36 protein-coding genes are annotated in these 18,375 nt (G+C 71.3%); 30 read left to right on the top strand and 6 right to left on the bottom strand.

Annotated features, from left to right (window positions below):
- The first annotated feature begins 1 nt into the window (after position 1).
- From AQJ11_RS02770 to AQJ11_RS52080, 11 genes are all read left to right on the top strand, one after another.
- Complete coding sequence (locus tag AQJ11_RS02770; protein WP_059261905.1) at positions 2-535, top strand: hypothetical protein; 534 nt, start codon at positions 2-4, stop codon at positions 533-535.
- Entirely contained in the window at positions 532-978 is a 447-nt protein-coding gene (locus tag AQJ11_RS02775; protein ID WP_059261675.1) for a hypothetical protein, read from the top strand. Before AQJ11_RS02770 ends, AQJ11_RS02775 begins: the two co-directional genes overlap by 4 nt.
- Entirely contained in the window at positions 975-1,187 is a 213-nt protein-coding gene (locus AQJ11_RS02780) for a hypothetical protein (RefSeq protein ID WP_059261676.1), read from the top strand. The genes AQJ11_RS02775 and AQJ11_RS02780 overlap by 4 nt, the downstream gene beginning before the upstream one ends.
- Entirely contained in the window at positions 1,184-1,414 is a 231-nt protein-coding gene (locus AQJ11_RS02785; RefSeq protein ID WP_059261677.1) for a hypothetical protein, read from the top strand. The genes AQJ11_RS02780 and AQJ11_RS02785 overlap by 4 nt, the downstream gene beginning before the upstream one ends.
- Positions 1,414-1,764, top strand: coding sequence for a WhiB family transcriptional regulator (locus AQJ11_RS02790; protein ID WP_079082195.1), 351 nt, complete (start codon positions 1,414-1,416; stop codon positions 1,762-1,764). Before AQJ11_RS02785 ends, AQJ11_RS02790 begins: the two co-directional genes overlap by 1 nt.
- Positions 1,765-2,012: 248 nt before the next feature.
- The gene (locus AQJ11_RS02795; RefSeq protein ID WP_059261678.1) at positions 2,013-2,237 is read left to right on the top strand and encodes a hypothetical protein; all 225 of its coding nucleotides are present in this window, start codon (positions 2,013-2,015) and stop codon (positions 2,235-2,237) included.
- Positions 2,238-2,366: 129 nt separating this feature from the next.
- Positions 2,367-2,495, top strand: coding sequence for a hypothetical protein (locus AQJ11_RS52075; RefSeq protein ID WP_279616933.1), 129 nt, complete (start codon positions 2,367-2,369; stop codon positions 2,493-2,495).
- 69 nt (positions 2,496-2,564) lie between these two features.
- Positions 2,565-2,879, top strand: coding sequence for a helix-turn-helix domain-containing protein (locus AQJ11_RS02800; RefSeq protein ID WP_059261679.1), 315 nt, complete (start codon positions 2,565-2,567; stop codon positions 2,877-2,879).
- Positions 2,879-3,184, top strand: a complete 306-nt coding sequence (locus tag AQJ11_RS02805) for a hypothetical protein (protein ID WP_059261680.1) — start codon at positions 2,879-2,881, stop codon at positions 3,182-3,184. Before AQJ11_RS02800 ends, AQJ11_RS02805 begins: the two co-directional genes overlap by 1 nt.
- Complete coding sequence (locus tag AQJ11_RS02810; RefSeq protein WP_059261681.1) at positions 3,181-3,753, top strand: hypothetical protein; 573 nt, start codon at positions 3,181-3,183, stop codon at positions 3,751-3,753. Before AQJ11_RS02805 ends, AQJ11_RS02810 begins: the two co-directional genes overlap by 4 nt.
- Positions 3,750-3,872 carry a hypothetical protein gene (locus AQJ11_RS52080; protein ID WP_279616934.1) on the top strand — a complete coding sequence of 41 codons (123 nt, stop codon included), beginning with the start codon at positions 3,750-3,752 and terminating at the stop codon, positions 3,870-3,872. The genes AQJ11_RS02810 and AQJ11_RS52080 overlap by 4 nt, the downstream gene beginning before the upstream one ends.
- Positions 3,873-3,883: 11 nt before the next feature.
- On the opposite strand, the gene AQJ11_RS02815 is transcribed toward AQJ11_RS52080, so the two are convergent.
- A complete protein-coding gene (locus tag AQJ11_RS02815) occupies positions 3,884-4,096 on the bottom strand; it encodes a type II toxin-antitoxin system prevent-host-death family antitoxin (protein ID WP_159061624.1) in 213 nt (70 codons plus the stop codon).
- A gap of 1,018 nt (positions 4,097-5,114) precedes the next feature.
- On the opposite strand from AQJ11_RS02815, the gene AQJ11_RS49065 reads away from it, so the two are divergent.
- From AQJ11_RS49065 to AQJ11_RS02860, 10 genes are all read left to right on the top strand, one after another.
- A complete protein-coding gene (locus tag AQJ11_RS49065) occupies positions 5,115-5,729 on the top strand; it encodes a hypothetical protein (RefSeq protein ID WP_159061625.1) in 615 nt (204 codons plus the stop codon).
- A gap of 29 nt (positions 5,730-5,758) precedes the next feature.
- On the top strand, positions 5,759-5,926 hold the full coding sequence (locus AQJ11_RS49070) for a hypothetical protein (protein ID WP_159061626.1): 168 nt from the start codon (positions 5,759-5,761) through the stop codon (positions 5,924-5,926).
- 22 nt (positions 5,927-5,948) lie between these two features.
- Positions 5,949-6,707, top strand: coding sequence for a hypothetical protein (locus AQJ11_RS02825; RefSeq protein WP_059261684.1), 759 nt, complete (start codon positions 5,949-5,951; stop codon positions 6,705-6,707).
- 70 nt (positions 6,708-6,777) lie between these two features.
- Entirely contained in the window at positions 6,778-7,602 is an 825-nt protein-coding gene (locus AQJ11_RS02830; protein WP_059261685.1) for a hypothetical protein, read from the top strand.
- A complete protein-coding gene (locus AQJ11_RS02835; protein ID WP_059261686.1) occupies positions 7,599-7,907 on the top strand; it encodes a hypothetical protein in 309 nt (102 codons plus the stop codon). The genes AQJ11_RS02830 and AQJ11_RS02835 overlap by 4 nt, the downstream gene beginning before the upstream one ends.
- Positions 7,908-7,985: 78 nt before the next feature.
- Entirely contained in the window at positions 7,986-8,279 is a 294-nt protein-coding gene (locus tag AQJ11_RS02840) for a hypothetical protein (protein ID WP_059261687.1), read from the top strand.
- The gene (locus tag AQJ11_RS02845) at positions 8,276-8,560 is read left to right on the top strand and encodes a hypothetical protein (RefSeq protein ID WP_059261688.1); all 285 of its coding nucleotides are present in this window, start codon (positions 8,276-8,278) and stop codon (positions 8,558-8,560) included. Before AQJ11_RS02840 ends, AQJ11_RS02845 begins: the two co-directional genes overlap by 4 nt.
- Complete coding sequence (locus tag AQJ11_RS02850) at positions 8,542-8,796, top strand: hypothetical protein (protein ID WP_059261689.1); 255 nt, start codon at positions 8,542-8,544, stop codon at positions 8,794-8,796. Before AQJ11_RS02845 ends, AQJ11_RS02850 begins: the two co-directional genes overlap by 19 nt.
- Complete coding sequence (locus AQJ11_RS02855) at positions 8,793-9,170, top strand: hypothetical protein (RefSeq protein ID WP_059261690.1); 378 nt, start codon at positions 8,793-8,795, stop codon at positions 9,168-9,170. Before AQJ11_RS02850 ends, AQJ11_RS02855 begins: the two co-directional genes overlap by 4 nt.
- Positions 9,167-9,382: a hypothetical protein gene (locus AQJ11_RS02860; RefSeq protein ID WP_059261691.1), complete on the top strand. Its 216-nt coding sequence runs from the start codon at positions 9,167-9,169 to the stop codon at positions 9,380-9,382. Before AQJ11_RS02855 ends, AQJ11_RS02860 begins: the two co-directional genes overlap by 4 nt.
- Positions 9,383-9,478: 96 nt before the next feature.
- Here the strand turns inward: AQJ11_RS02860 and AQJ11_RS02865 are convergent, their stop codons facing one another.
- The 4 genes from AQJ11_RS02865 to AQJ11_RS02880 all read right to left on the bottom strand — a co-directional run bounded on the left by AQJ11_RS02865 (position 9,479) and on the right by AQJ11_RS02880 (position 11,586).
- On the bottom strand, positions 9,479-10,030 hold the full coding sequence (locus AQJ11_RS02865) for a hypothetical protein (protein WP_059261692.1): 552 nt from the start codon (positions 10,028-10,030) through the stop codon (positions 9,479-9,481).
- 123 nt (positions 10,031-10,153) lie between these two features.
- A complete protein-coding gene (locus AQJ11_RS02870; protein ID WP_059261693.1) occupies positions 10,154-10,402 on the bottom strand; it encodes a hypothetical protein in 249 nt (82 codons plus the stop codon).
- 204 nt (positions 10,403-10,606) lie between these two features.
- The gene (locus tag AQJ11_RS02875; protein WP_107120771.1) at positions 10,607-11,254 is read right to left on the bottom strand and encodes a helix-turn-helix domain-containing protein; all 648 of its coding nucleotides are present in this window, start codon (positions 11,252-11,254) and stop codon (positions 10,607-10,609) included.
- A complete protein-coding gene (locus AQJ11_RS02880) occupies positions 11,251-11,586 on the bottom strand; it encodes a hypothetical protein (protein WP_059261695.1) in 336 nt (111 codons plus the stop codon). Before AQJ11_RS02880 ends, AQJ11_RS02875 begins: the two co-directional genes overlap by 4 nt.
- Positions 11,587-11,785: 199 nt before the next feature.
- Between AQJ11_RS02880 and AQJ11_RS02885 the strand changes: the two genes are divergently transcribed.
- The 8 genes from AQJ11_RS02885 (at position 11,786) to AQJ11_RS02925 (ending at position 17,056) form a co-directional block, all read left to right on the top strand.
- Positions 11,786-12,073, top strand: coding sequence for a hypothetical protein (locus tag AQJ11_RS02885; protein WP_159061627.1), 288 nt, complete (start codon positions 11,786-11,788; stop codon positions 12,071-12,073).
- Positions 12,074-12,263: 190 nt separating this feature from the next.
- Positions 12,264-12,470, top strand: coding sequence for a hypothetical protein (locus tag AQJ11_RS02895; RefSeq protein ID WP_159061628.1), 207 nt, complete (start codon positions 12,264-12,266; stop codon positions 12,468-12,470).
- 78 nt (positions 12,471-12,548) lie between these two features.
- A complete protein-coding gene (locus AQJ11_RS02900; protein WP_059261699.1) occupies positions 12,549-12,803 on the top strand; it encodes a hypothetical protein in 255 nt (84 codons plus the stop codon).
- A 151-nt stretch (positions 12,804-12,954) separates the two neighbouring features.
- Positions 12,955-14,055 (top strand): helix-turn-helix domain-containing protein, encoded by a 1,101-nt coding sequence (locus AQJ11_RS02905; protein ID WP_059261700.1) that lies wholly within the window; start codon positions 12,955-12,957, stop codon positions 14,053-14,055.
- 122 nt (positions 14,056-14,177) lie between these two features.
- On the top strand, positions 14,178-15,023 hold the full coding sequence (locus AQJ11_RS02910; RefSeq protein ID WP_059261701.1) for a hypothetical protein: 846 nt from the start codon (positions 14,178-14,180) through the stop codon (positions 15,021-15,023).
- A 33-nt stretch (positions 15,024-15,056) separates the two neighbouring features.
- Entirely contained in the window at positions 15,057-15,476 is a 420-nt protein-coding gene (locus AQJ11_RS02915; RefSeq protein ID WP_059261702.1) for a hypothetical protein, read from the top strand.
- Positions 15,473-16,684: a hypothetical protein gene (locus AQJ11_RS02920; RefSeq protein WP_059261703.1), complete on the top strand. Its 1,212-nt coding sequence runs from the start codon at positions 15,473-15,475 to the stop codon at positions 16,682-16,684. The genes AQJ11_RS02915 and AQJ11_RS02920 overlap by 4 nt, the downstream gene beginning before the upstream one ends.
- A gap of 54 nt (positions 16,685-16,738) precedes the next feature.
- Positions 16,739-17,056, top strand: coding sequence for a hypothetical protein (locus tag AQJ11_RS02925; protein ID WP_059261704.1), 318 nt, complete (start codon positions 16,739-16,741; stop codon positions 17,054-17,056).
- Positions 17,057-17,178: 122 nt separating this feature from the next.
- On the opposite strand, the gene AQJ11_RS02930 is transcribed toward AQJ11_RS02925, so the two are convergent.
- Positions 17,179-17,493: a hypothetical protein gene (locus AQJ11_RS02930; protein ID WP_059261705.1), complete on the bottom strand. Its 315-nt coding sequence runs from the start codon at positions 17,491-17,493 to the stop codon at positions 17,179-17,181.
- Between the two features lie 170 nt (positions 17,494-17,663).
- Between AQJ11_RS02930 and AQJ11_RS02935 the strand changes: the two genes are divergently transcribed.
- Positions 17,664-18,356 (top strand): hypothetical protein, encoded by a 693-nt coding sequence (locus AQJ11_RS02935; RefSeq protein ID WP_059261706.1) that lies wholly within the window; start codon positions 17,664-17,666, stop codon positions 18,354-18,356.
- Positions 18,357-18,375: the final 19 nt, after the last annotated feature.

Genomic DNA, 18,375 nt, shown 5'->3' on the forward strand with positions numbered 1-18,375 from the left:
GATGCAGCGGAAGTTCACCGTGGTCGGCCTCGACCTGTCGCTCACCGCGTCGGGCATCGCCTACCGGGATGGGTCGACCAGCACGGTGCTGACGAAGCAGAAGGACGGCGACCACCGGCTGACGCAGATCGAAGAGGCCGTGCAGATCGCCGTCGGCGGCGAGCACCTGGGCCTGGGCCCCGCGGTCGACCTGGTCGTCATGGAGGACATCCCGCAGAACAGCCACGCGGCGAAACCGATCGCGATGGTCCACGGGGTCGTCCGGAACCTGCTGAACAAGCAGGGCGTTCCGTACGCCGTCGTCGTCCCCGCGACGCTCAAGACGTTCGCGACCGGCAAGGGCTCGGGCGACAAGGTCCCGATGGCCCTGGCCGCGTACAAGCGGGCCGGTCGCGAGTTTCCCGACAGCGACCAGTGCGACGCCGCCTGGCTGCGCTGGGCCGGCCTGGACTGGCTCGGCTGCCCCGAGTTCTCCCTGCCCACCGCCCAGCGGGACGCCCTGAAGAAGGCCGAGTGGCCCGAGGTGAAGCGATGACCATCATGACCGCCGAGGTCAGCGACGACCAGATCCTGAAGGCGTTGCTCGCCGGGGAAGACGTGTCGAACCGGGCCGTCGCCCAGAGGCTCGGCATCAGTGACCGGCGGGTCGACGAGGTCCGTAAGAGGGTCGGGCTGCCCACGTACATGCGCGGTCGGCGCGCGGCCTACGGCTCGTGGGCGGAGGCGTTCACCGAGCAGTCCGAGTCCGTCGAGGGCGGTCACCGGCGGTGGACCGGCCCGAGGGAGAAGTCCGGGACACCCGTGGTCCGGCATCGGACGAGCATCCAGACCGCGTACCGGGTGGCGTTCCGCCTGCACTACGGGCGTGAGCCGGAAGGGAACCTGACCCGGTCGTGCCTGATCCCGGGCTGTGTCGCCGGTGAGCACCAGCAGGACCGCATCATGCGCGCGGCGGAGAAGGCCGGTGAGCCGACGTGAACAGTCTGCGCGAGTTCAACACCTGGGACCGCGGTGTCGACGTGGTCGCCGTTGAGCGGGTCCTGAAGGGGTCGTTGCCGCACACGGTGCTGGAACCCGAAGAACTGCGGTACGCGGCCCGGCACTCGAAGGCCTCGGCGCGCAGCGTCGCGAAGCTCCTCGGGGTCAGCGAGAAAACCGTCACGAGCTGGCGGGAGGCCGAAGCGTGAACACGGCCTTGGACGTCCTGATCTGGATCGCCGAGAACCTCAGCTGGTGGTGGCTGCTGATCCTCGCCCCGGGCGTGCTCGGGGGCGGATGGCTGTGGCTGCGGCCGACGGGCAAGCACCGCCGGACGCAGCCCGACCAGCCGGCCGAGGCCGCCAGGCCCGCCGTCGACGAGGACACGCTGACGTTCCAGCGGGTGACGTACCCGGGCCTGGAGGCCGATAGCTGATGCCTCGTCCAAGCCGTCACGCGCCCGACACCCTCTCGCGGGCATCGCACTGGTCCGACCGGGCCGCCTGCCGCGAGATGGACGACCGCTCGATCTTCTTCCCCGAGGACTTCCCCAGGGGGCTGGTGCTCCTCGTCACCAGGGAAGCCAAGGCGGTCTGTGCCCGGTGCCCGGTGATCGAGGCGTGCCTGCAAGCCGCGCTCGACCGACCCGAGCCGAACGGGGTGTGGGGCGGCCTGGACAAGGACGAGAGGCGGGCGTTCCGGCGGCGGCAGCAGCGGCGCCACCGCCGGAACCGGCGGAAGCAGGGGGGTGGCGATGGCTCGGCAGCGAGGGCCGGGGCCGGATGACTACCTCCCGGCGAGCGGGGTCCTGGACTGGTCCGACCCCAAGCGGCACTGGGCCCAGCGGCCCCGGCCGTGCCGGTTCTGCAAGGGGCCGACCTGCCTCCGCGACGAGGGAGGGCGCCCCTCCCACAAGACCTGCGCGGAAGCGCACCGGGCCCGCAAGCAGGCGCACGCCGAGCAAGCGTACGAGCAGCGGGCCCGGCTCGGAGACCAGCGCGCACTGGACGCGCACACACGACAGGAGCGGATTGATGAAGACGCTGATCGCAGCGGCCGGGGCCCTGGTGCTCGTCGGCGCCCTGGTCGCGGCCGGCTGTGAACCGGCAGACGACGGCGACTGCGACGCCCGCGGTCCCGGGATCGAGCTGACCGCCATGCACGCCTCGAAGGCCAGCGGCAAGCACAAGCCGACGAAGGTCAAGCGGTCCAGCCGCAGTCGCCGAGCCGGCCATGGCCACCACGACGACTGCGACTGACCGCGCCCGCAAGCCACCTTCCCGCGGGCCGAGCCCGGCGCCCCCACGCCACGGACCGCACCGGGGCCCGCCCAGCCCAGCCCCCCACGGGCGGCCCCCGACCATCTCACAACCACTGGAGCGGACTTGATGTTTCGGAAGTTCATGGTCGGCCTGTCCGCCGGCCTCGCCACCTGGGCCGTCACCTCGATCACCCCGGTCATCGGCCCGTGGGCCCCGGTGTTCGGCCTGGCGGTCGCCCTCGTCCTCTGGGTCTGACCCCTCACCCCTCGCCGGGGCCCCGATCGGGCGGCCCCGGCCCCACCACCAGCGCAGAAAGGTTTGTTCGTGTCCGTGGACGTCGCTGCCCTCTACGAAGAGGGCTTCGGAATCCGCAGCGTGGCGGAGGAGATCGGCCGCAGCTACACGACTGCCAGGCGGCAGCTGCTGGCCGCCGGGGTGAAACTCCGCCCGAGCGGCGGCCGACGGCTCCAGGCCGACCCGGTCGCCGACTACCTCGCGGGCCTGTACCGGCGCGGCCTGAGCCTGCGCGCCATCGAGGCCCGCACCGGCTACCGGTACTGGTTCATACGGACCCGGCTCCTCGCCGCCGGCGTCGAGCTGCGCGACCGCAACGGCCGGCCCCGGAAGGCGGTCGTGTGATGCCCGCACCCTCGCACTGCGGCGTCTGCGGCGCGGCGATCCGGTGGACCATCACCGAGGGCAGGAAGCGGCTCGCCGTCGACGCCGAGCCGCACCCGGACGGCAACACGGCAGTCTCCAGGGACGGGCGGGGCACGTGGCTGTCACGCCGGCCGACGGAAGACCTGCCCCTCGCCCCCTTCGAGAAGCTGCACAAGCCCCACGTGGCCACCTGCACGGGCCGACAGAGCAGCGAGCCGATGACCCGCTGCCTCGGCGTCATCAACCTCGACGAGCGCCGCCGCGACCGGGGAGGCCGCCGGTGAAGGACGAGATCACCGGCGTCCAGTACATGGATGCGACCGTCCTGCGGGTCACCCCGCTCGACGAGGCCGGCACACCGAACCACCCGCGGGCCATGTCCTTCCACCTGGACGAGCCGGTGCAGGTCGGCGTCGGCACGCTGGAACCCAAGCGGCAGTTCGGGCTGCTGGCGACCGTCCAGGGCCTCGACCTGGCCGTCGGCCTGGTCGCCGACAGAGGGCCGTGGCTGCGCGCCGATGTGCAGGCCATCGCGGAGAGCATCTGGCAGGAGCGCCGCACCGGCGCCGCGGTCGAGTGGTGGGCCGAAGCCGACCTGGGGTTCTGGTGGTACACCCTCGTCCCCTGGTGGCGGCACGAGTGGGACACCGACCGGTGGCCGTTCAAGAACGCGGAGGACCGCCAGGCGTACGCCGTGGGCTACTGCCGCACGGTCGACGCCTACGACTGGCCGGCCCCGGCCCCGCTGCGGGACCCGCACGGCCTGACCCCCGGCACCCAGCTCGTCTACGCCCGGACGCCGGTCGAGCCGCCCGCGCCCGGCCTGCCCCCGTACCCGGGAGCCGCCGCGTGATCCTCCTCGGCCTCTACCTGTTCAGCGTCGTGACCTGGACGGCCGGCCTCTTCGGCCACGCGGCAGTCCTGGGACCCCTCGCGCGCAGCGTCCGCGCACGGCTGCGAGGTGGCCTGTGATGGCCGCGCGGTCACTTCTGCTTCGGCTCAGCCGGGACGGCCGTCAGTCCCAGCGCCTCCAGTGCCCGCTCGTAGAAGTCCATGGACACGATCGCCCCGACGCGCTTACCGCGGCTAGTCAGGACGGTCGAGTCATTGCCGTACCGGGCACGGCCGATGGCGTCCGCGAAGGAGTTACGCACCTCGGCGATCGACTCGACGTGCTCAGTGATCGGTTCTGTCATGCCGTCAGTGTACGACGCCGCCTCTATGTACGTCAGCGGCATTGTGCGCTTTATGTACATGAGAGCTATGATCGAGGTATGCCCAGCAGCCAGGTTCGGCCCGGCGTGGCCACTCCTCCCGTGCCTCGCCACCTGCCTCTTTGTCGTCTCGACCTGACCCCCGAGGGGTTCCCCCAGCCCGCCCTGCCGCCGGTGCTTCCACCCGAAACGTCCTGAGACCTCGCCCCCTCCAGCACGACCTGAAAGTGAGCCTCACCCCGTGAGCCTGTATCCGATCTTGTGGGCCGTCGAGCACGCTCCGGTGCGCGACGCTGAGGAGCGCGCCATCCTCATGGCCCTGGTCGTCAAGGGCGACTTCGACGGGATGAACTGCTTTCGCTCGTACCCGACCCTGGCGAAGGTCGCGCGAGTGGATCCGAAGACCGCTGGCCGGAAGTGCCGAGAGATGGAGCAGCGGGGCATCCTGCGGCGCCAGACGGAGTTCCTGTCCGAGGTCTGGCTGAGGATCCCTGAGTCGCAGCGGCCGGTGCCGTGGGAGGTGATGATCCCGGCGTCCTGGTACAGCCGTGCTCAGCTCGCCGAGATCAACCACCAGCGGGAGTCGCTTGGTCGTCCGCCCATCACCCGGCAGAACCGGCCCGACTTGCCCGAGGCGCCGCCCAAGGCTGCCCGGTCCGACAAAGGTAAGAAGCGGCCGAAGAAGGAAGATCAGGACGCGGACCCAGGGACTGAGAGTCCCGGGGCTACTGGCGGTAACCCAGGGACTGAGAGTCCCCGGCCTACCGGAGGTAACCCAGGGACTGAGAGTCCCCACCCCCCGGACTCTGAGTCCCTGGCCCAGGGACTGACAGTCCCCCAACCTTCTGAGAGACCTTCCGAGATACCTTCCGAGCTGGCGCCTTCGGCGCGTAGCGCCGCTGACGTCCGTAGGACTGGTGCAGGTAGTAGCGCGCGAGCGAACGGCGGCTCTGCCGCGACGTCGAAGAAGCTGCGACTGACCCGGGAGCAGGGTGCGGCTGTGCGGGCCGTGGAGGCCGCGTTGCCTCGCCCGCTGCTGGCTCAGCTGCCTGGGCAGCGGATCCCGAGGAACAACTACCGGGCGGTGCTCGCCGCGCTGGAGTCCCGGACGCCTGAGCAGATCGCCGCACGGGTCGGCCGCCGCTGGGTCGGCTGGGGCTTCGAGCCCGCCTGCCACGACGGCCTGATCCGCAGTGCGGTCGGTGCGGCGATGGCTCTGATCGGGCCTACGCCGTACTGCCCCGATCCGTCGTGCGAGGACGGCGTCATGGTCGACACGGGCGCCGAGTGCCGGGTCTGTGTGGAGCGGCGGGCGCACCGGCGCGCGGCCTACAACCGCGGGGACGATCCGCGCCGGACCAGCCGGGCCGCCGCGCCGCGCCCTGAGTGCATCGACTGCGGTCGCCCGCTCGCCGGGGACATCCCCGCCGACGGGATGTGCCGCGCATGCCGCGTGACGCCCACTGAAGCCATCGCGGCGCTCAAGGCGCGCTGGGCGGCCGAGGACGCGGCCCGCGCGGAGATGGAAGCCCTGCACGCCGAGGCCGCCCACCGCCGTGAGCAGCGCGCCGCCAGATCCCAGACCACCCCGCAGGACGGCACCCCGCCGTTCTGAACCACCACACCCAACCAGGGAGGCAGTTCATGGAGATCCGCCGCACCGCCGACACCGTCCATGTCGCGATGACCGTCGAAGAGGCCGCGGCCGTCCGCGATGACCTCGGCCAGATCTGGGCCAGCAAGGTCAGCGCGGCCGGGGACCAGATGCACAGCCTGCTGGAGTCCGTCACCGAGGACCAGCCCACCGTCTGACCACCACGAAGGAGAACCTGACATGACATGGAACCCGCGGCTCGACGTCGTCGAGCTACTGGAGGCCGCCGGCTGGGTCGGCGACGAGGAGAACCCGCTCGGCCTGCTCCGCTGCAACGGCGCCATATGGGGCGTGACCAGCGACGGCGGCGACTCCAGCCTGACCGAGCCCGCCGCCGGGGAGACGATCGAGTTCCCCAGCGGCACCCCGGCCGAGGTCATCGTGGCCGCCTGCCTCGCCGCCGCCGAGCAGTTGGAGGACCTCGTCCACAAGACCGGCCGACTGCGGACCGCCCTGGCCTCGGCGAAACGCCGCGCGGCGCGTCGGCAGCCGCACGAGCGTGAGGGGCTGATCTTCCACCTGGAGCGGGAGGCCAAGCGGCTGCACGAGTTCGTGGAGATCGCGAACGCTGCCGCCGAGACGGCGACGCGGTTCTGGGCGGAGTCGAGCGCCGAGGCGCTGAAGCTGCGAGAGGCGAACGAGAAGCTGCGCCGCCGGGTCCATGAGCTGGAGGCGCTGACCAGCAGCGCACATGCCGGCGGCTGGAGCGAGCAGCAGGGCGCCGAGATCCGCGCGCAGGTCGGCGCGTTCCTCGCGGCCCCGCGGATGCACCCGGCCGTGTCTGCGGCGGGGACCGTCAACCATGCCCGTGAGCTGATCGCCGCGCTGCTCGCACAGGTCAATCACCTGACTGCCCAGGCTGCGGCCGAACGCTCCACGGAGCCGGCCACGGACCCCGAGGGGTGCGGCGATGCCCGCCACGACGAGCCCGCCGCCTGACCAGGCAGGAGGTCGCCCGCTGTCGGTAGCAGCGGGCGACCCGCCACCACTCTACGAAGGAGAACCCCCAGTGCAGCAGTTTCAGACCCCGGACGTCACGCGTGAGTTCCTGCGTCTCTGCTTGGACCCCGGCCCCGGCCGCGAGAAGCGCACCCCGGTCCGGTTGCTGGAGGTGCTGCCGCAGCAGATGCACGACGCGGTGATCCGGCACGCCCCGTACCTGCGCGCGATGCGGGACCGTGTCGACGCGCTCGCCGAGCAGCACCAGGCGGCGAAGCATGAGTACGCCGACGCGCTCACCGCGTGGATCCACGGGGAGGAGCCGAAGCCGGTCGACGAGCGGTACGTGATCGGCCGGGACGGCGTCTTCGCCACCCTGTACGACCGGCAGGAGCAGCGCCTGGTCGTGGAGAACGCGACCGAGGAGTACTGCCGCCAGGTGCGGGATGCGCTCCTTGCCACCCAGGGGCGGCCGTGCGTGAAGTGCAGCGCCCTCGCTCCGGATCACATCGCGTGGGCCAAGGGCCACCTGTATGTGGAGCCCGACGAGCCGCAGCCGGCCCCGGCACCGGCGCGCAGGTCGATGCCGCTGCTGGAAGTGGCCGCAGCCGCGCACGACGCCGCGGTGACGCACGCCGCGAAGTGCGGCACCTGCTGGCCCGGCATGCGGCTCGCGGAGATGTGCGAGGACGGGCAGCGCGCTGCGCTTGCGGTGCTTGAGCCTCCTGAGGCGGCGCCGCAGTGCGCGCACGTCGCCTGGGAGGTCACCCACGAGTACCGGAACGGGCTGGGGACCTGGACCAAGCTCCGCAAGTGCTCCGACTGCGGTGAGCGTCTCCCCTCGATCGTCGAGCTCGAACCGCACCTGGCCGAGAACGCGGGGGAGCAGCGGTGAGCGGCGAGACCTGGACCTGGGCCGCCCTCGCCCTGGCCTGCATGTGGATCGGCGGCTACGCCACCGGCCGAGGCCGCCCGATCCGCGAACTCACCAGCTGGGCCGACTGGCAGTTCTGCTACGCCTCCCGCCGCTCGCCCTGGTTCTGGGTCGCCGTCCCGATCGTGTTCACCGCGGTCGCCGGACTGTTCCTCGTCCGGCCCCGCCGCTCCCTGCACAACTGGCGGGCGTCCCGCGAACGCGACCGGCAGCGCGGGCGCGACGTGCAGATACCCGCCCGGCTGAACAGGTTCCGCGACCGGTAAGCCCACCACCCCGCCCCTGCGCCGGCCGCCCCCTGCGGCGGCCGGCCCCACCCGCCAGCACGACCCCGGAGGAACCCGATGAGCGACCGCCCCAACGGACTTGACCGCCTGCTCGGTTACGTCTCGGCCCACCTGCCCGACGAGTCCAAGAACGAGCCGAAGCGCCTCACTCCCGAGGAGATCGACCGGGTGAGGACCGAACTCAGCAACGACCTGTTGGCCTTCGCCGAGCTGATGACGCCGGTCTTCGACCACGCCGACGGCATACGCGCCGACCTGGTCCGGCGCCGCTGGTCCCCCCAGGCCGCCGAACAGATCGCCCTGATCTGGCTCGTGAACACCGTGCAGAGCATCTTCGGGGCGAGGGCATGACCGGCCACAGTCTCCTGCTGGTGCTCGCCTGGCTCGCCGCGGCGGTCGCGGTCACCGCCGCCTGGTCCGCACGGGCCGCGGTCCGCCGGCTCCGCACCCACAGGGATAACAGGCAGGGTCTCGCGCGGGCCCGCCGCCCGGACGCTCCGCCGCACGGCGGCTTGCTCTGCTATGGCGACCACGGTGACGTCCTATGCATCCGCCCCGCCGACGACACCCACAGCCGCCACGTGCCGTACCGCCCGACACCGAAGGACACCCCATGCGCATCACCCGACTGACCCCCGACCAGGCACGTGCGCTCAGCGAGCAACTCGCCTGCACCACCGCGCTCCTGCGCCGCGTCCTCGACGGCATCCGCGAGATGGCCCGCCAGGTCACCGAGACGTTCCGCTCGATCACCGCGCACCTGCGGCAGGCAGGCGTCATCCCGCCTGCCAACCGCGGCCTCCGGTGGCCCAACGACCGGCCAGCCTGGGCCAGCCCATACGGCCCCGACCCGAAGGGACACCGATGACCGTGCGCACCCACATCGACGACCTCAACAGCGCCCAGCTCGACGCCCTCTACGACGAACTCGACCGGCTCCGGGCCCTCGTCACCCGCCTCGGCATCACCGGCCCCGAGACCGCCCCACCGGCCCGCCGCTGGCAGGTCGAAGCCCGGATCAACGGCCGCTACGGCACCCTCATGCGGGACATCACCGACCGGAAACGCGCCGTCGACTCCTACCATCGGCGCCGCAAGCAGCACCCCGACAGCGGCGTCCGCCTCGTCCAGCGCATCACCATCAGCGCCATCGACGACCCCGACACCGAACCCGCAGAGACCGAAGGGACCGACCGCTGCCTGTGGTGCGCCGCACCCCACACCGGGCAGGCCACCCGATGACCGACCAGCCCGACAAGCCCGCCGCCAAGCCGGCGACGCGCACCCTCCTCGCCCACGCCCTCCAGCAGGACAGGCAACGGCAGGCGAGTGGCGTCCGCGTCGAGTACCGGGCCCGCGTCCCCCGGCACCTGCTCGCCGCCGCCCTCGCCGAAGCGTTCGCCGTCATCGAACGCGAGACACAGCAGCAGGACACCCCGCCCACCCTCGACTGACCCGGGCACAAGCAAAGCCCCCGGCGGCTGCCGGGGGCCTTGTTGCGTGGACGCGCACCATCAGCGTACGGGGTTACCGACAGCGCGTCGACATCTTCAGCGCCGCTTGAGTGCCGACTGGTACTCCGCGGCCTGCTTCGGCGTCAGGTAGTGCGACACCCGCACCAGCACCGGCCCGTCCAGGTAGTGGTACTCAGCCAGCGCCGGCATCGACTTCGTCACCGACTCGATGTACTCAGAGCGCGCCTTCGCGTCCCCCGCGCTCTCGAACACCTCGATGGCCCCGCCGCGCAGCGAGTCGTCCTTGTCCAGGCCCTCGACGTCAGACCCCGAGATCCGCGAGTCAGTGAACGTGACCTTCGACGTGTACTGACCCGGACGCCCCAGCAATTTGTTCGGGTCGGTCTCCGCCGTGACCACAGTGCCCAGCTTCGCCGCACCGACTTCGCCCGACAGCTTCGTGAACACCTCCCGGGCCGTAGCCGGCTGCGACGGCGACGGCCGCGAATCCCCATCGGCCGACGCCGACGCGGCGCTGCCGCCCCCGGCCGCCGGCTTCGACGAGTCGTCCGATCCCCCACACCCGGCCAGCACGCCCACCGCCAGCACAACGGCAGCAGCCCCCACGGCTAAACGGACCTTGCGCATGATCCCTCGCTCCCTCACACGGGACAGCGCGACCACCGCGCCCCCGCATCCCCATAAACGACCGATGAACGGTTCAGTCGCTCGATGATGCCCTGCCACTGCTCGCCGACTGCGCGGTTTCGGTCAGGTGCTACCCGCCTGCCGCTTGAACAGAGCGGCGCGTAGTTCCTCGACCAGCTTCGGCCACGCGCCCGACTCGTCGAGAACGTCGATGTACGCAGCCTCGCCGGCGAGCCAGCGTTGCCTATCGGGAAGGCCAGCGACGCGGCCGGCTTCCCATATCTCGGCGCGCAGCAGCTCAGCGGCTCGCTTCGAGCGGGCTCGACGAGCGTTGAGTTCATTCCTGCGCCGCACGCCCGGGGTGTCGGGCACACGTACCGAGACGTCTCCATGATGTTGTGCGGCGGTTCCTCAGTGCGGATCGCCTCCATTTCCGCGATGTACGCGCCCACCCGACTGTCACACCACTCCACCTCGCGGCGCGCAACGTCAGGCCACCACGGCTTGTTACGGTGCGCCTCGCACCGTTCGTCCGGGTCGTACGCCGAGCCGATGTAAAGCAGCCGCCCGACGGCGTCATACAGGCGATACACCGCCGCCGGCCTTGTCGGCGCCGTCGCCTCCCTCGCTCCCACGCTTCCGCCTCCCTGTCCGTGGTCGGTTCTTCCCCGACCCGCTGTAGCCGCGTTCGATGTCCTGCACGGTGCTGATCGAGCAACCGAGCGTCTCGGCGATCTCGCGATATGTGACCTTCTTCGCGCGCTGCGCAAGCACCCAGGCCCGTCGCGTCTCCTTGAGCTTCGGCCCGCTGTCCGACTGCACTTTCAGTACCTCGGTGATCGCCCGCGCCTGCCGGGCCGCATCGTCCATCTGCTCGATGACTTGCAGGGCGTCGAGCACCCGCCAGGCCTCGGGGGTTGCCTCGGGCGACGGCACGGGGCGCGGGCGCCACACCTGGTTGAGTTCGGGCTGCTCGGCCACGATCGCCTGCGCTTCAGCGGTGTACGCCGCCGCCCGGTCCTCGAACCAGTCCAGCGAGTACTCGGCAGCGAGGGGCCACCAGACTGTGCGGCTCCTGTGCTCATGCCACCGCTGCCGGGGGCGCTCGCTGCTGCCCACATACAGCAGCCTGCCGCCGGCGTTGAAGACCCGGTACACGGCTGAGCGTCCGCCGGTTTCGGCCGGCGGAAGCGCACTGATGGGGAACCTCTGTAAAGCGGTCATTCCTCCCTCTCGGCCTTGGCGGCCCGCTCGTTCTTCTTCCGCTGCGCGCCGCTCAGCCCCTTGCCGATCTGCTGCGCACGCTCGGGCTTGATACCACCGCCGATGATCGCGGCGATCTGCGGCCAAGTGAGCCCCTGGTCCCGCAGCTGAAGGACGCTGTCCTGTCGGATGCTTCGCAGCTCCGAATGCAGGTCAGGCCACCGACGCAGAGCCTCGGAAGCGACCTTCGTTCGCTCGGCCGGGTCCTCGATGGCTCTGAACGCCTCGATGGCGTCCACCAACCGGCTCACCTCCTCGGAGTCCTGTCCTGTGGCCTCGGGCTCGTCCGACACGCCGGCTCCCTTCCTGGCGAGAGCGCAACCGAGGCAGGTCAAACCCTAGGGCTTGCATCTCGATGAGTACAAGCCCTAGGGTTTGGCTCCGCGAGGTCGGCTCCTTCGACTTCGTTCCGTCAAATGAATCGGCGCCGGGCGGTGTTGTGGAAGGCCCGCCCGGCGCCGGTCGCCCACCTGAGCTACCAGGAGGACGAACGTGTCAAAGGTTAGCCGGGCGCCTGGCGCCCATGAGGAAGAACCGGCCGAGGCCGGGCAGGTCAGTGAGGCTGTCCGTGCGAAGGTGATCGAGATCGCCGACCTGCTGCGGCAGCAGGACCCCGACCTGCCGGCCGACGAGCGCGTGCTGTCGGTGTTCATCGCGCGGCAGACGTGGGGTGCCGACGTCGAGTTCTACCGCGCGGTCCTCGCGGTCTTCCCGGACCCCGAGCCGGGTGAGACCGAGGGTGCGTACGGCGAGCGTGTGCTGAGGCTGGTGCGTCGATGAGTGCCCGCCGGATCAGCACGAGGACGCCGAACCAGACCGTTGCGGAGCCGGCCACGGTGCGGACGTGCCGCGGGGACCGGGGCACGCCGAAGGAGCGGGCCGCCCGCGCGGACGCCGCGCTCGGGCAGGTTGAGTCGGCGAGGTTCCACGCGAAGGAGAGCGTGGAGTCGTGCGGGGGGAGGCGGAGCGCGTGAGCGCCTTCGGTCGACTGCGGGAGGCGCTGACCGGGGGTCCGCGCTACTCGCCCGGTGTCAGCCCGTGCGCGTCGACGCGGGTGCAGGAGAAGGCCGCCAGGCGGCAGGCCCGTGAGGCTGAGCTGGCGGCCGGTCGTCGCGCGCGGCACAGGGCGCGGGTCGCGCGGCAGGGCGACGAGAAGAAGCGCGGTCGGCGCCGCTGACCGCCACCTGATCGGCCGGGCCCTCGACCTTCCCAGGGAGGGCCCGGCCTCCCACAACCACCGAGCAGGGGTAGGCCCATGTCAGAGATCACTCAAGAACGCCTCAACGAGGAAGCCGACTACTTCGAGAACGTCGCCGCGCCGCGCGCCGAGGCCGCAGCGAAGGACGGAGAGCGCGCCGCTGCCCTGACCGGCAGCGATCACACGCGCGCCTGCGCCAGTCGGGCCGCCGCGATCGCCCGAGGCAGGGCGGTGGAGTACCGCGCGATCGCCGAGACCCTCCGCGCGGGCGAGATCCCCGACAGCCTCGACCCCGACGCCATCGCCGACTGACGGACCGGCACCCAGACCGGCCGGGCCTTGCGTCCCGTCCCCTTGTTCCGCAGGGCCCGGCCTTCCCGGGCCGGGCTCGCCGATCGCCATCCCCCGAGGCGGCGGTGAGTCCGGCCCTTCCCTGGACCACACCACGAAGGAGCGCGAGTCCATGTGTGAGCCCGACGTCCGCGAACTCAGCAAGGGACAGGTCGCGGTCATCGCGGTCGCTGCCGTCCCGATGGTCGTGGCCGGTGTTGTCGGCGCCTGGAGCACGTACGGCAACATCGTGTCGGTCTTCCACCGCAGCACGGCCGCGCTGGGCGTGGTCGGCTTCGGTGAGGGCGGCACGCTCGTGCTCGCCGTGGTGATGGTCGCGTTGACGATGCTCGGCCAGGCGACGCCGGCTCTCGTCCGGGTCGGGGTGTGGGTGGTGCCCGCTGTCGCGTCCGCGACGGGCGCCTACGTTGCGCGCAACGCGAGCGAGTCGGCCATCTTCGCGGTGACGCCGCTGACGATGACGTTCGCGGCCGAGGGCCTGGCGCTGATCGCCCGCCGCGTCGTTATCTACCGGACCCGCGTCGACGCCGATGCGCAGCGTCGCGCTGCCCGTCGCGCGATGCGCGACGCTGCAACGTTGCACCGCATCAGCTGGCACGGGTCGCGGGCCCGGCACCTGAAGTCGGACCGTGCGAAGTGGTGGCACCAGGCTGCGGTGTGGCGGCTAGAGCGTCGCATCCGGCCGACGACCGCGACGGCCGCGAGCGAGCTGATCGCAGTGCATGACGAGCGCGTTGTGCGGGGTGCGGCAGGGGTGCTCGACGCGATGTACGGCGACACCCCCGCCCCGGCGCCCGAGCTGCCCGCAGCGTCGCAGCCACGCGACGAGACGCTGGCCATCGAGCAGGCGCCGGTGCAGGAGCGTCCCGCGCTCGACGTGCACTCCGATGACGCGCTGAGCCTGTTCGAGCCCGCCGTACCCGGGGCTCTCCCGGCCGCAACGCCCGCCCCGGCACCGCGTGCGACGCAGCCTGCGGCATCGGTGCAGCAGGACATCACGCCCGAACTCGCAACCGCGGTCGACGACGCACTCAGGGTCGTCGCGACGGACGACAGCATGCGGCTACTCACCGCCGCAGAGGTCGCCAAGCAGAAGGGCGTCACGCCCGGCACGGTCCGTTCCTGGGTGCACCGCAACAAGCTCAAGCCCGCACGCCGCGACGACGACGGCCGGCTGCACTTCCACCCCGCCGACGTCGCAGAACTCGACTAGCCACGACGGGCCCCGCAACGGCCCTGACCAGCGTTGCGACGGGCGTTGCAACGCGCAACGCAACGCCCGTCGCGCCACACCCGGCAACGCGCCCGGACCGAACGAGAGAGGCAGAACCCGCGATGACCGACCACACTGACCTCGACCAGGGCGAGACGGCGGTCCGTGCGATGCTCCGCAAGCTCGGCGCCCGCCCCGCCGGCCACGCCGCCGCCGACGACGAGCAGCCCGCGCCCGCGCCCGCCGTCGTGATCCCGCCCCGCCCCGACTACGCCCCGCACGTTCCGGTACCCGCCCCGCGCCGGGGGAGTGGCCGCCTGCCCGACTGGTGGGCGAAGGACAAGCCGCAGCTCGGCGACGAGCCCGCCCCGCTGGCCCCGGCCGCCGAGGAACCCGCCACCGACGACCAGCCGGACCAGGAGCCCGCCGAGCAGCCCGCCCCGCGGCCCCAGCCCCGCCTACGCACCGTCGAGAAGCCGGCTGCCCCCGACGACGAACTCGGCGAAGAGGACGAAGAGGACCCCGGCGACTACGACCAGCCGGTGGAGGAGAAGCGGCGGACGAAGTGGGTCGCACGGGTGCGCCGCCCGGACCGCGAGCCCACCCGGCCGCCGTTCGGGACCGCCGCCCCGCTGTACTACCAGCGAGAGAAGAAGTCCCTCGCCGAGCTGGTTCGCGAGATCCCGGCGCACAGAAAGTGGCTGCTGTACGCAGGCAGCGGCTTCGCGGCCGGCTGGTACTTCCATATCCCGCAGTTCGTCCGCGACGCAACGGCAAGCGTTGCACAGCACGGCGGCCCGTTGCGGGACAACCCCGATGTCTACTTCTGGGGCGTTGCGGCGGCCGTTGCGCTCAGCCTCGACCGCGCCACCCGCCGGTCCTGGTTCCTGATCGCCTGGGCGACCCGCGGCCTGACCGTCTGCTTCGTCGTCGGCGCGCTGCTGTACGGCAACGCCATACAGACCTGACCAGCCACCCCTCACAACGCAAAGGACAAACCAGTGAAATCCGTGATCCCTCCGGTCGGGATCGTCTCCTTCGCTCTGGTGCTCACCGCCGTGCTGATCATCGCCACGAAGGAGCAGAAGGTCGGCAAGGCGAAGCCGCTCGGCTGGTGGTGGACGCTCGGTCTGAGCATGCTCGCCGGTGCCTCGTACACGGCCGCTGGCTGGCCGTTCAACGTGGTCCCGCAGCTCATCATGGGTGACCTCGTCGGCCTGGTCCACGCCGCCATGCCCGGGGTCACGCTGCCGGGTCTCGCTCTGCTGTTCCTGGTGCTCCTGGCATGGCTGGGCCTCACCCGCAGGCAGGTCGCCGTGATCGGCATCATCCTGGTCCACATCATGGCGGGCGCAGGCGGAGGCTTCGGCATCCTCGCCCAGCGAATCCACGCCATCGCGATGCACTTCGCCGGCTCATGACGACCAGGACGCAGGCGCCCGGCCCGGACAGTGAGACGGCTCAGCTCACCGCCGGGCTCACGGCCGACCACGCCCCGGCTCACACCCCCCGTGAGCCTGAGCCCGCCCGCGAGCATGAGCCGCCCGCTGATCCCGAGCCGGTCGACGACTTCGACCCCGACGATGAGCCCGAGCCGGGGGAGAGGCCCGCGCGGCTGCGCGCGCTCGCGATGCCGGACCTGCGTCCGTACGCCGACCCGAAGGCCGTTGCAGGCGTTGCACGGCAGGGCATCGCAGCGAGCCGCAAGCCGGCGGCCAGCGTTGCGCGTCGCACCGCGGCGGGCATCGCGGCCGTCGCGCGGTGGTTCTGGGCCGGGACGCGGACACTCGTCGGCGTGCTCTACGGGTGGCTCAACGGCAGCTACGGCGAGAAGTGGTCGATCCCCGCCCGGCTCGGGGGAGTGGTCCTGGTCCTCCTCGTCGCCGTCCACACCGTCCAGCAGTTCGGCACTCTCGCGCTGATGGGCATGGCCTGGGCGTGGGTCCAGGCTGCGGTCATGACCGGCCGGGGCCTGTTCGACCGGTTCCTGGGCAAGGCCAAGCCCGAGCAGCCTAAGGCCTCCGAGGAGGCCCCCGGGAAGGGCGAGGACACCGCCCCGGCGAGTCGCCGCAAGGGTCTCGCCCGACTGCTCCGCCGCACCCCCAGCAAGCCCCCCGCCGAACCCGTCGACCAGGCCCCCGCCGAGCCCTCCACAGAGCCCCCGCTGACGGCCCTGATCCGGGAGCTGATCGGCGACGACAACGGGGTCCACCTGAGCGTCCTCCGACCGGCCATGCGGGAGCGTCTCCCCGGCCTTGCAGAGGCCGACGACAAGCAGCTGAGGAAGGTGCTCGTGGCGGCCGGCTTCGACCCCTCCCAGACCTTCCGGGCGAGGGGTGTCGCCGGGCGCTCCGGTGTGCACCGCAGCCAGCTGCCCCCGCTCCCCTCCCCTGGAAGCCGCCAGGAGGACTCTCCGGGCCACTCTCCGCTACCGGAGAGTGGCCTTGACCTGCGGAAATCTTCGGTTGTGGAGAGTGCGGAGAGTGGCCCGGAGAGTGATCGGAGAGGCCGACGGAAGCCCCCGGAGGGGTGGACGGAGGAGGAGTTCGCCAAGGGTGAGCGGTGGGTGAACGACCCCAGCCGCGGCCCGAACGCGTGGATCAGGCAGCGCCTCGAAGACGTCGAATGACCGGCCGGCGCAGGGAACCGAACAGCTCGTACGAGGTGTGAAAGGGAGAGAACCATGGGCCAGCCGAGGGACGAGTCCTCCATCATGAGCGGTGACGAGTCGCGAGTGAGGAGGGCGCCCGTGGGCGGGCCGTACGCGTACCGCTGTCCGCTGTGCCGGACGACGTCGTTGCCGGTCGAGACGAAAGCGGCAGCGCAAGCCGAGGGCCACGTCCACCGGCGTAAGTTCCACGGCGGTCACCGCCCGGACGGCGAGGAGATCATCCGGGTGCAGTACGCGCCGAAGGGGTGGAGCGACATGGAGACCTGGGAGAAGGTGGCGTCGGTCGCGATCGTCCTGGCGCTGCTGATTGGGGTCTGGGTCAAGTTCTGACTGCGCGCCGCGTGGGGAACGACGAAGGGCCGCACCGGCGCTCCGGTGCGGCCCTTGGCGTTGTGGGCTCTGGGCGTGGGGTCATCCCCGGCGAGTGAGCCATGAGCCGTGAGCCGGCTGGCTCAGGACGAGGGCTCATCCTTGGCTCGTGAGCCCCGGTTAGCCCAGGCCTTGTTGGGCTGCCGGGGCGGGACGGCGTACTTCTTGCCCACGATGCGAAGTGTCGCCTCGGTCCATGGCACGCGCGGGTGCGCGGCCACGGCTGCGAAGGGAAGGTCGGTGTCGGCCTTCAGCTCGTCCATCAGCGCCTTCTGAGCGGCGTGGCGCGTCTCCTCTTCCCGTTGGACGGCATCCTCCCAAGCCTTGATGGTTTCGAGTGTCTCCGGACTGGGCTTGTATTCGGGCAGCGGCTGCTTGCCGAAGTAGGGCTTGGGCATGGCATCAGTCTTTCACGAGCCGATTTGCATAAACCGAGTGGGGGTGCCAGTCAGCGCTGATCCTTTACTTTTTCTTTGTCAAATCCATTTGTTAAAACTGGCTAGGGCAAGCTGATTTGGGAAGAATATGGATAGCACCACAAACAGCCCCAGAACAGGAAGGACCGTCCGTGAGCAGCAGCTACATCGAACGCCTCGCCCAGGGCACCCCCCAGGCCGGCGCCGCCCTCCAGCTCGCCCAGATCGTCGACGCCGTCGACACCGCCCGGGAGGTTGCCGAGGCGGCCAAGCCGACGGTGTGGCACTTCGCCAGCACCGCCGACGCCCGCGCGGCCGTCGAGCAGGACCAGGTCGCCGACGGTGATGTCCTGGTCGTCGCCTCCGAGCGCGCCGTCGCGTTCGTCGTCGGCGTCTGGCCCGTCGCGATCACCCAGGAGCACGGCACCTTCCACGCATACGCGAAGCTCGGGAAGCCGGCCCGCGAGTACGCCCGGGGCCTCTACATCCCGAGCGTCGAGCGGGCCGAGCAGGTTGCCGTCGAGGCGGGCTTCGCGCTCGCCGACCCGGCCGCCGCCCAGGCCGCCCGGATCGCCGTCGGCGAGCCCGCCCCGATCGAGGTCCCGCGCATGCTCGTCGAGCCCGGCGACGTCCTCCACGCGTTCGGCGCCCGCCTGCGGATCGTCGACACCGGCACGCGGATCGCCGACACCGGCCAGGCCGAATGGTGGGCGCTCGTCCAGGGCGCCACCGAGGAGGACAGTCGACGCACCTACCGCGGCCAGTGGGCGCTCGCGGTGCCCGTCGAGACCGCCGCGTGGGACGTCGTGACCGTCGAGCGCGTCCTGCCGACCCCGGCCGCCTGAACAGAACCGGAGGGCACCG

Source organism: Streptomyces corchorusii, assembly GCF_001514055.1.
Taxonomy (GTDB): Bacteria; Actinomycetota; Actinomycetes; order Streptomycetales; family Streptomycetaceae; genus Streptomyces; species Streptomyces olivaceoviridis.

What these genes read in the sequence shown, in the direction of transcription:
- AQJ11_RS02900 (WP_059261699.1), top strand. Translation starts at nt 12,549, where the DNA reads ATGTCAGAGATCACTCAAGAACGCCTCAACGAGGAAGCCGACTACTTC.
- AQJ11_RS02855 (WP_059261690.1), top strand. Translation starts at nt 8,793, where the DNA reads ATGACCGTGCGCACCCACATCGACGACCTCAACAGCGCCCAGCTCGAC.
- AQJ11_RS02920 (WP_059261703.1), top strand. Translation starts at nt 15,473, where the DNA reads ATGACGACCAGGACGCAGGCGCCCGGCCCGGACAGTGAGACGGCTCAG.
- AQJ11_RS02825 (WP_059261684.1), top strand. Translation starts at nt 5,949, where the DNA reads ATGACATGGAACCCGCGGCTCGACGTCGTCGAGCTACTGGAGGCCGCC.
- AQJ11_RS02875 (WP_107120771.1), bottom strand. Translation starts at nt 11,254, where the DNA reads ATGACCGCTTTACAGAGGTTCCCCATCAGTGCGCTTCCGCCGGCCGAA.
- AQJ11_RS02865 (WP_059261692.1), bottom strand. Translation starts at nt 10,030, where the DNA reads ATGCGCAAGGTCCGTTTAGCCGTGGGGGCTGCTGCCGTTGTGCTGGCG.
- AQJ11_RS02805 (WP_059261680.1), top strand. Translation starts at nt 2,879, where the DNA reads ATGCCCGCACCCTCGCACTGCGGCGTCTGCGGCGCGGCGATCCGGTGG.
- AQJ11_RS02850 (WP_059261689.1), top strand. Translation starts at nt 8,542, where the DNA reads ATGCGCATCACCCGACTGACCCCCGACCAGGCACGTGCGCTCAGCGAG.
- AQJ11_RS02775 (WP_059261675.1), top strand. Translation starts at nt 532, where the DNA reads ATGACCATCATGACCGCCGAGGTCAGCGACGACCAGATCCTGAAGGCG.
- AQJ11_RS02840 (WP_059261687.1), top strand. Translation starts at nt 7,986, where the DNA reads ATGAGCGACCGCCCCAACGGACTTGACCGCCTGCTCGGTTACGTCTCG.
- AQJ11_RS02925 (WP_059261704.1), top strand. Translation starts at nt 16,739, where the DNA reads ATGGGCCAGCCGAGGGACGAGTCCTCCATCATGAGCGGTGACGAGTCG.
- AQJ11_RS02815 (WP_159061624.1), bottom strand. Translation starts at nt 4,096, where the DNA reads ATGACAGAACCGATCACTGAGCACGTCGAGTCGATCGCCGAGGTGCGT.
- AQJ11_RS02910 (WP_059261701.1), top strand. Translation starts at nt 14,178, where the DNA reads ATGACCGACCACACTGACCTCGACCAGGGCGAGACGGCGGTCCGTGCG.
- AQJ11_RS49070 (WP_159061626.1), top strand. Translation starts at nt 5,759, where the DNA reads ATGGAGATCCGCCGCACCGCCGACACCGTCCATGTCGCGATGACCGTC.
- AQJ11_RS02845 (WP_059261688.1), top strand. Translation starts at nt 8,276, where the DNA reads ATGACCGGCCACAGTCTCCTGCTGGTGCTCGCCTGGCTCGCCGCGGCG.
- AQJ11_RS02930 (WP_059261705.1), bottom strand. Translation starts at nt 17,493, where the DNA reads ATGCCCAAGCCCTACTTCGGCAAGCAGCCGCTGCCCGAATACAAGCCC.
- AQJ11_RS02860 (WP_059261691.1), top strand. Translation starts at nt 9,167, where the DNA reads ATGACCGACCAGCCCGACAAGCCCGCCGCCAAGCCGGCGACGCGCACC.
- AQJ11_RS02795 (WP_059261678.1), top strand. Translation starts at nt 2,013, where the DNA reads ATGAAGACGCTGATCGCAGCGGCCGGGGCCCTGGTGCTCGTCGGCGCC.
- AQJ11_RS52075 (WP_279616933.1), top strand. Translation starts at nt 2,367, where the DNA reads ATGTTTCGGAAGTTCATGGTCGGCCTGTCCGCCGGCCTCGCCACCTGG.
- AQJ11_RS02770 (WP_059261905.1), top strand. Translation starts at nt 2, where the DNA reads ATGCAGCGGAAGTTCACCGTGGTCGGCCTCGACCTGTCGCTCACCGCG.
- AQJ11_RS02905 (WP_059261700.1), top strand. Translation starts at nt 12,955, where the DNA reads ATGTGTGAGCCCGACGTCCGCGAACTCAGCAAGGGACAGGTCGCGGTC.
- AQJ11_RS02790 (WP_079082195.1), top strand. Translation starts at nt 1,414, where the DNA reads ATGCCTCGTCCAAGCCGTCACGCGCCCGACACCCTCTCGCGGGCATCG.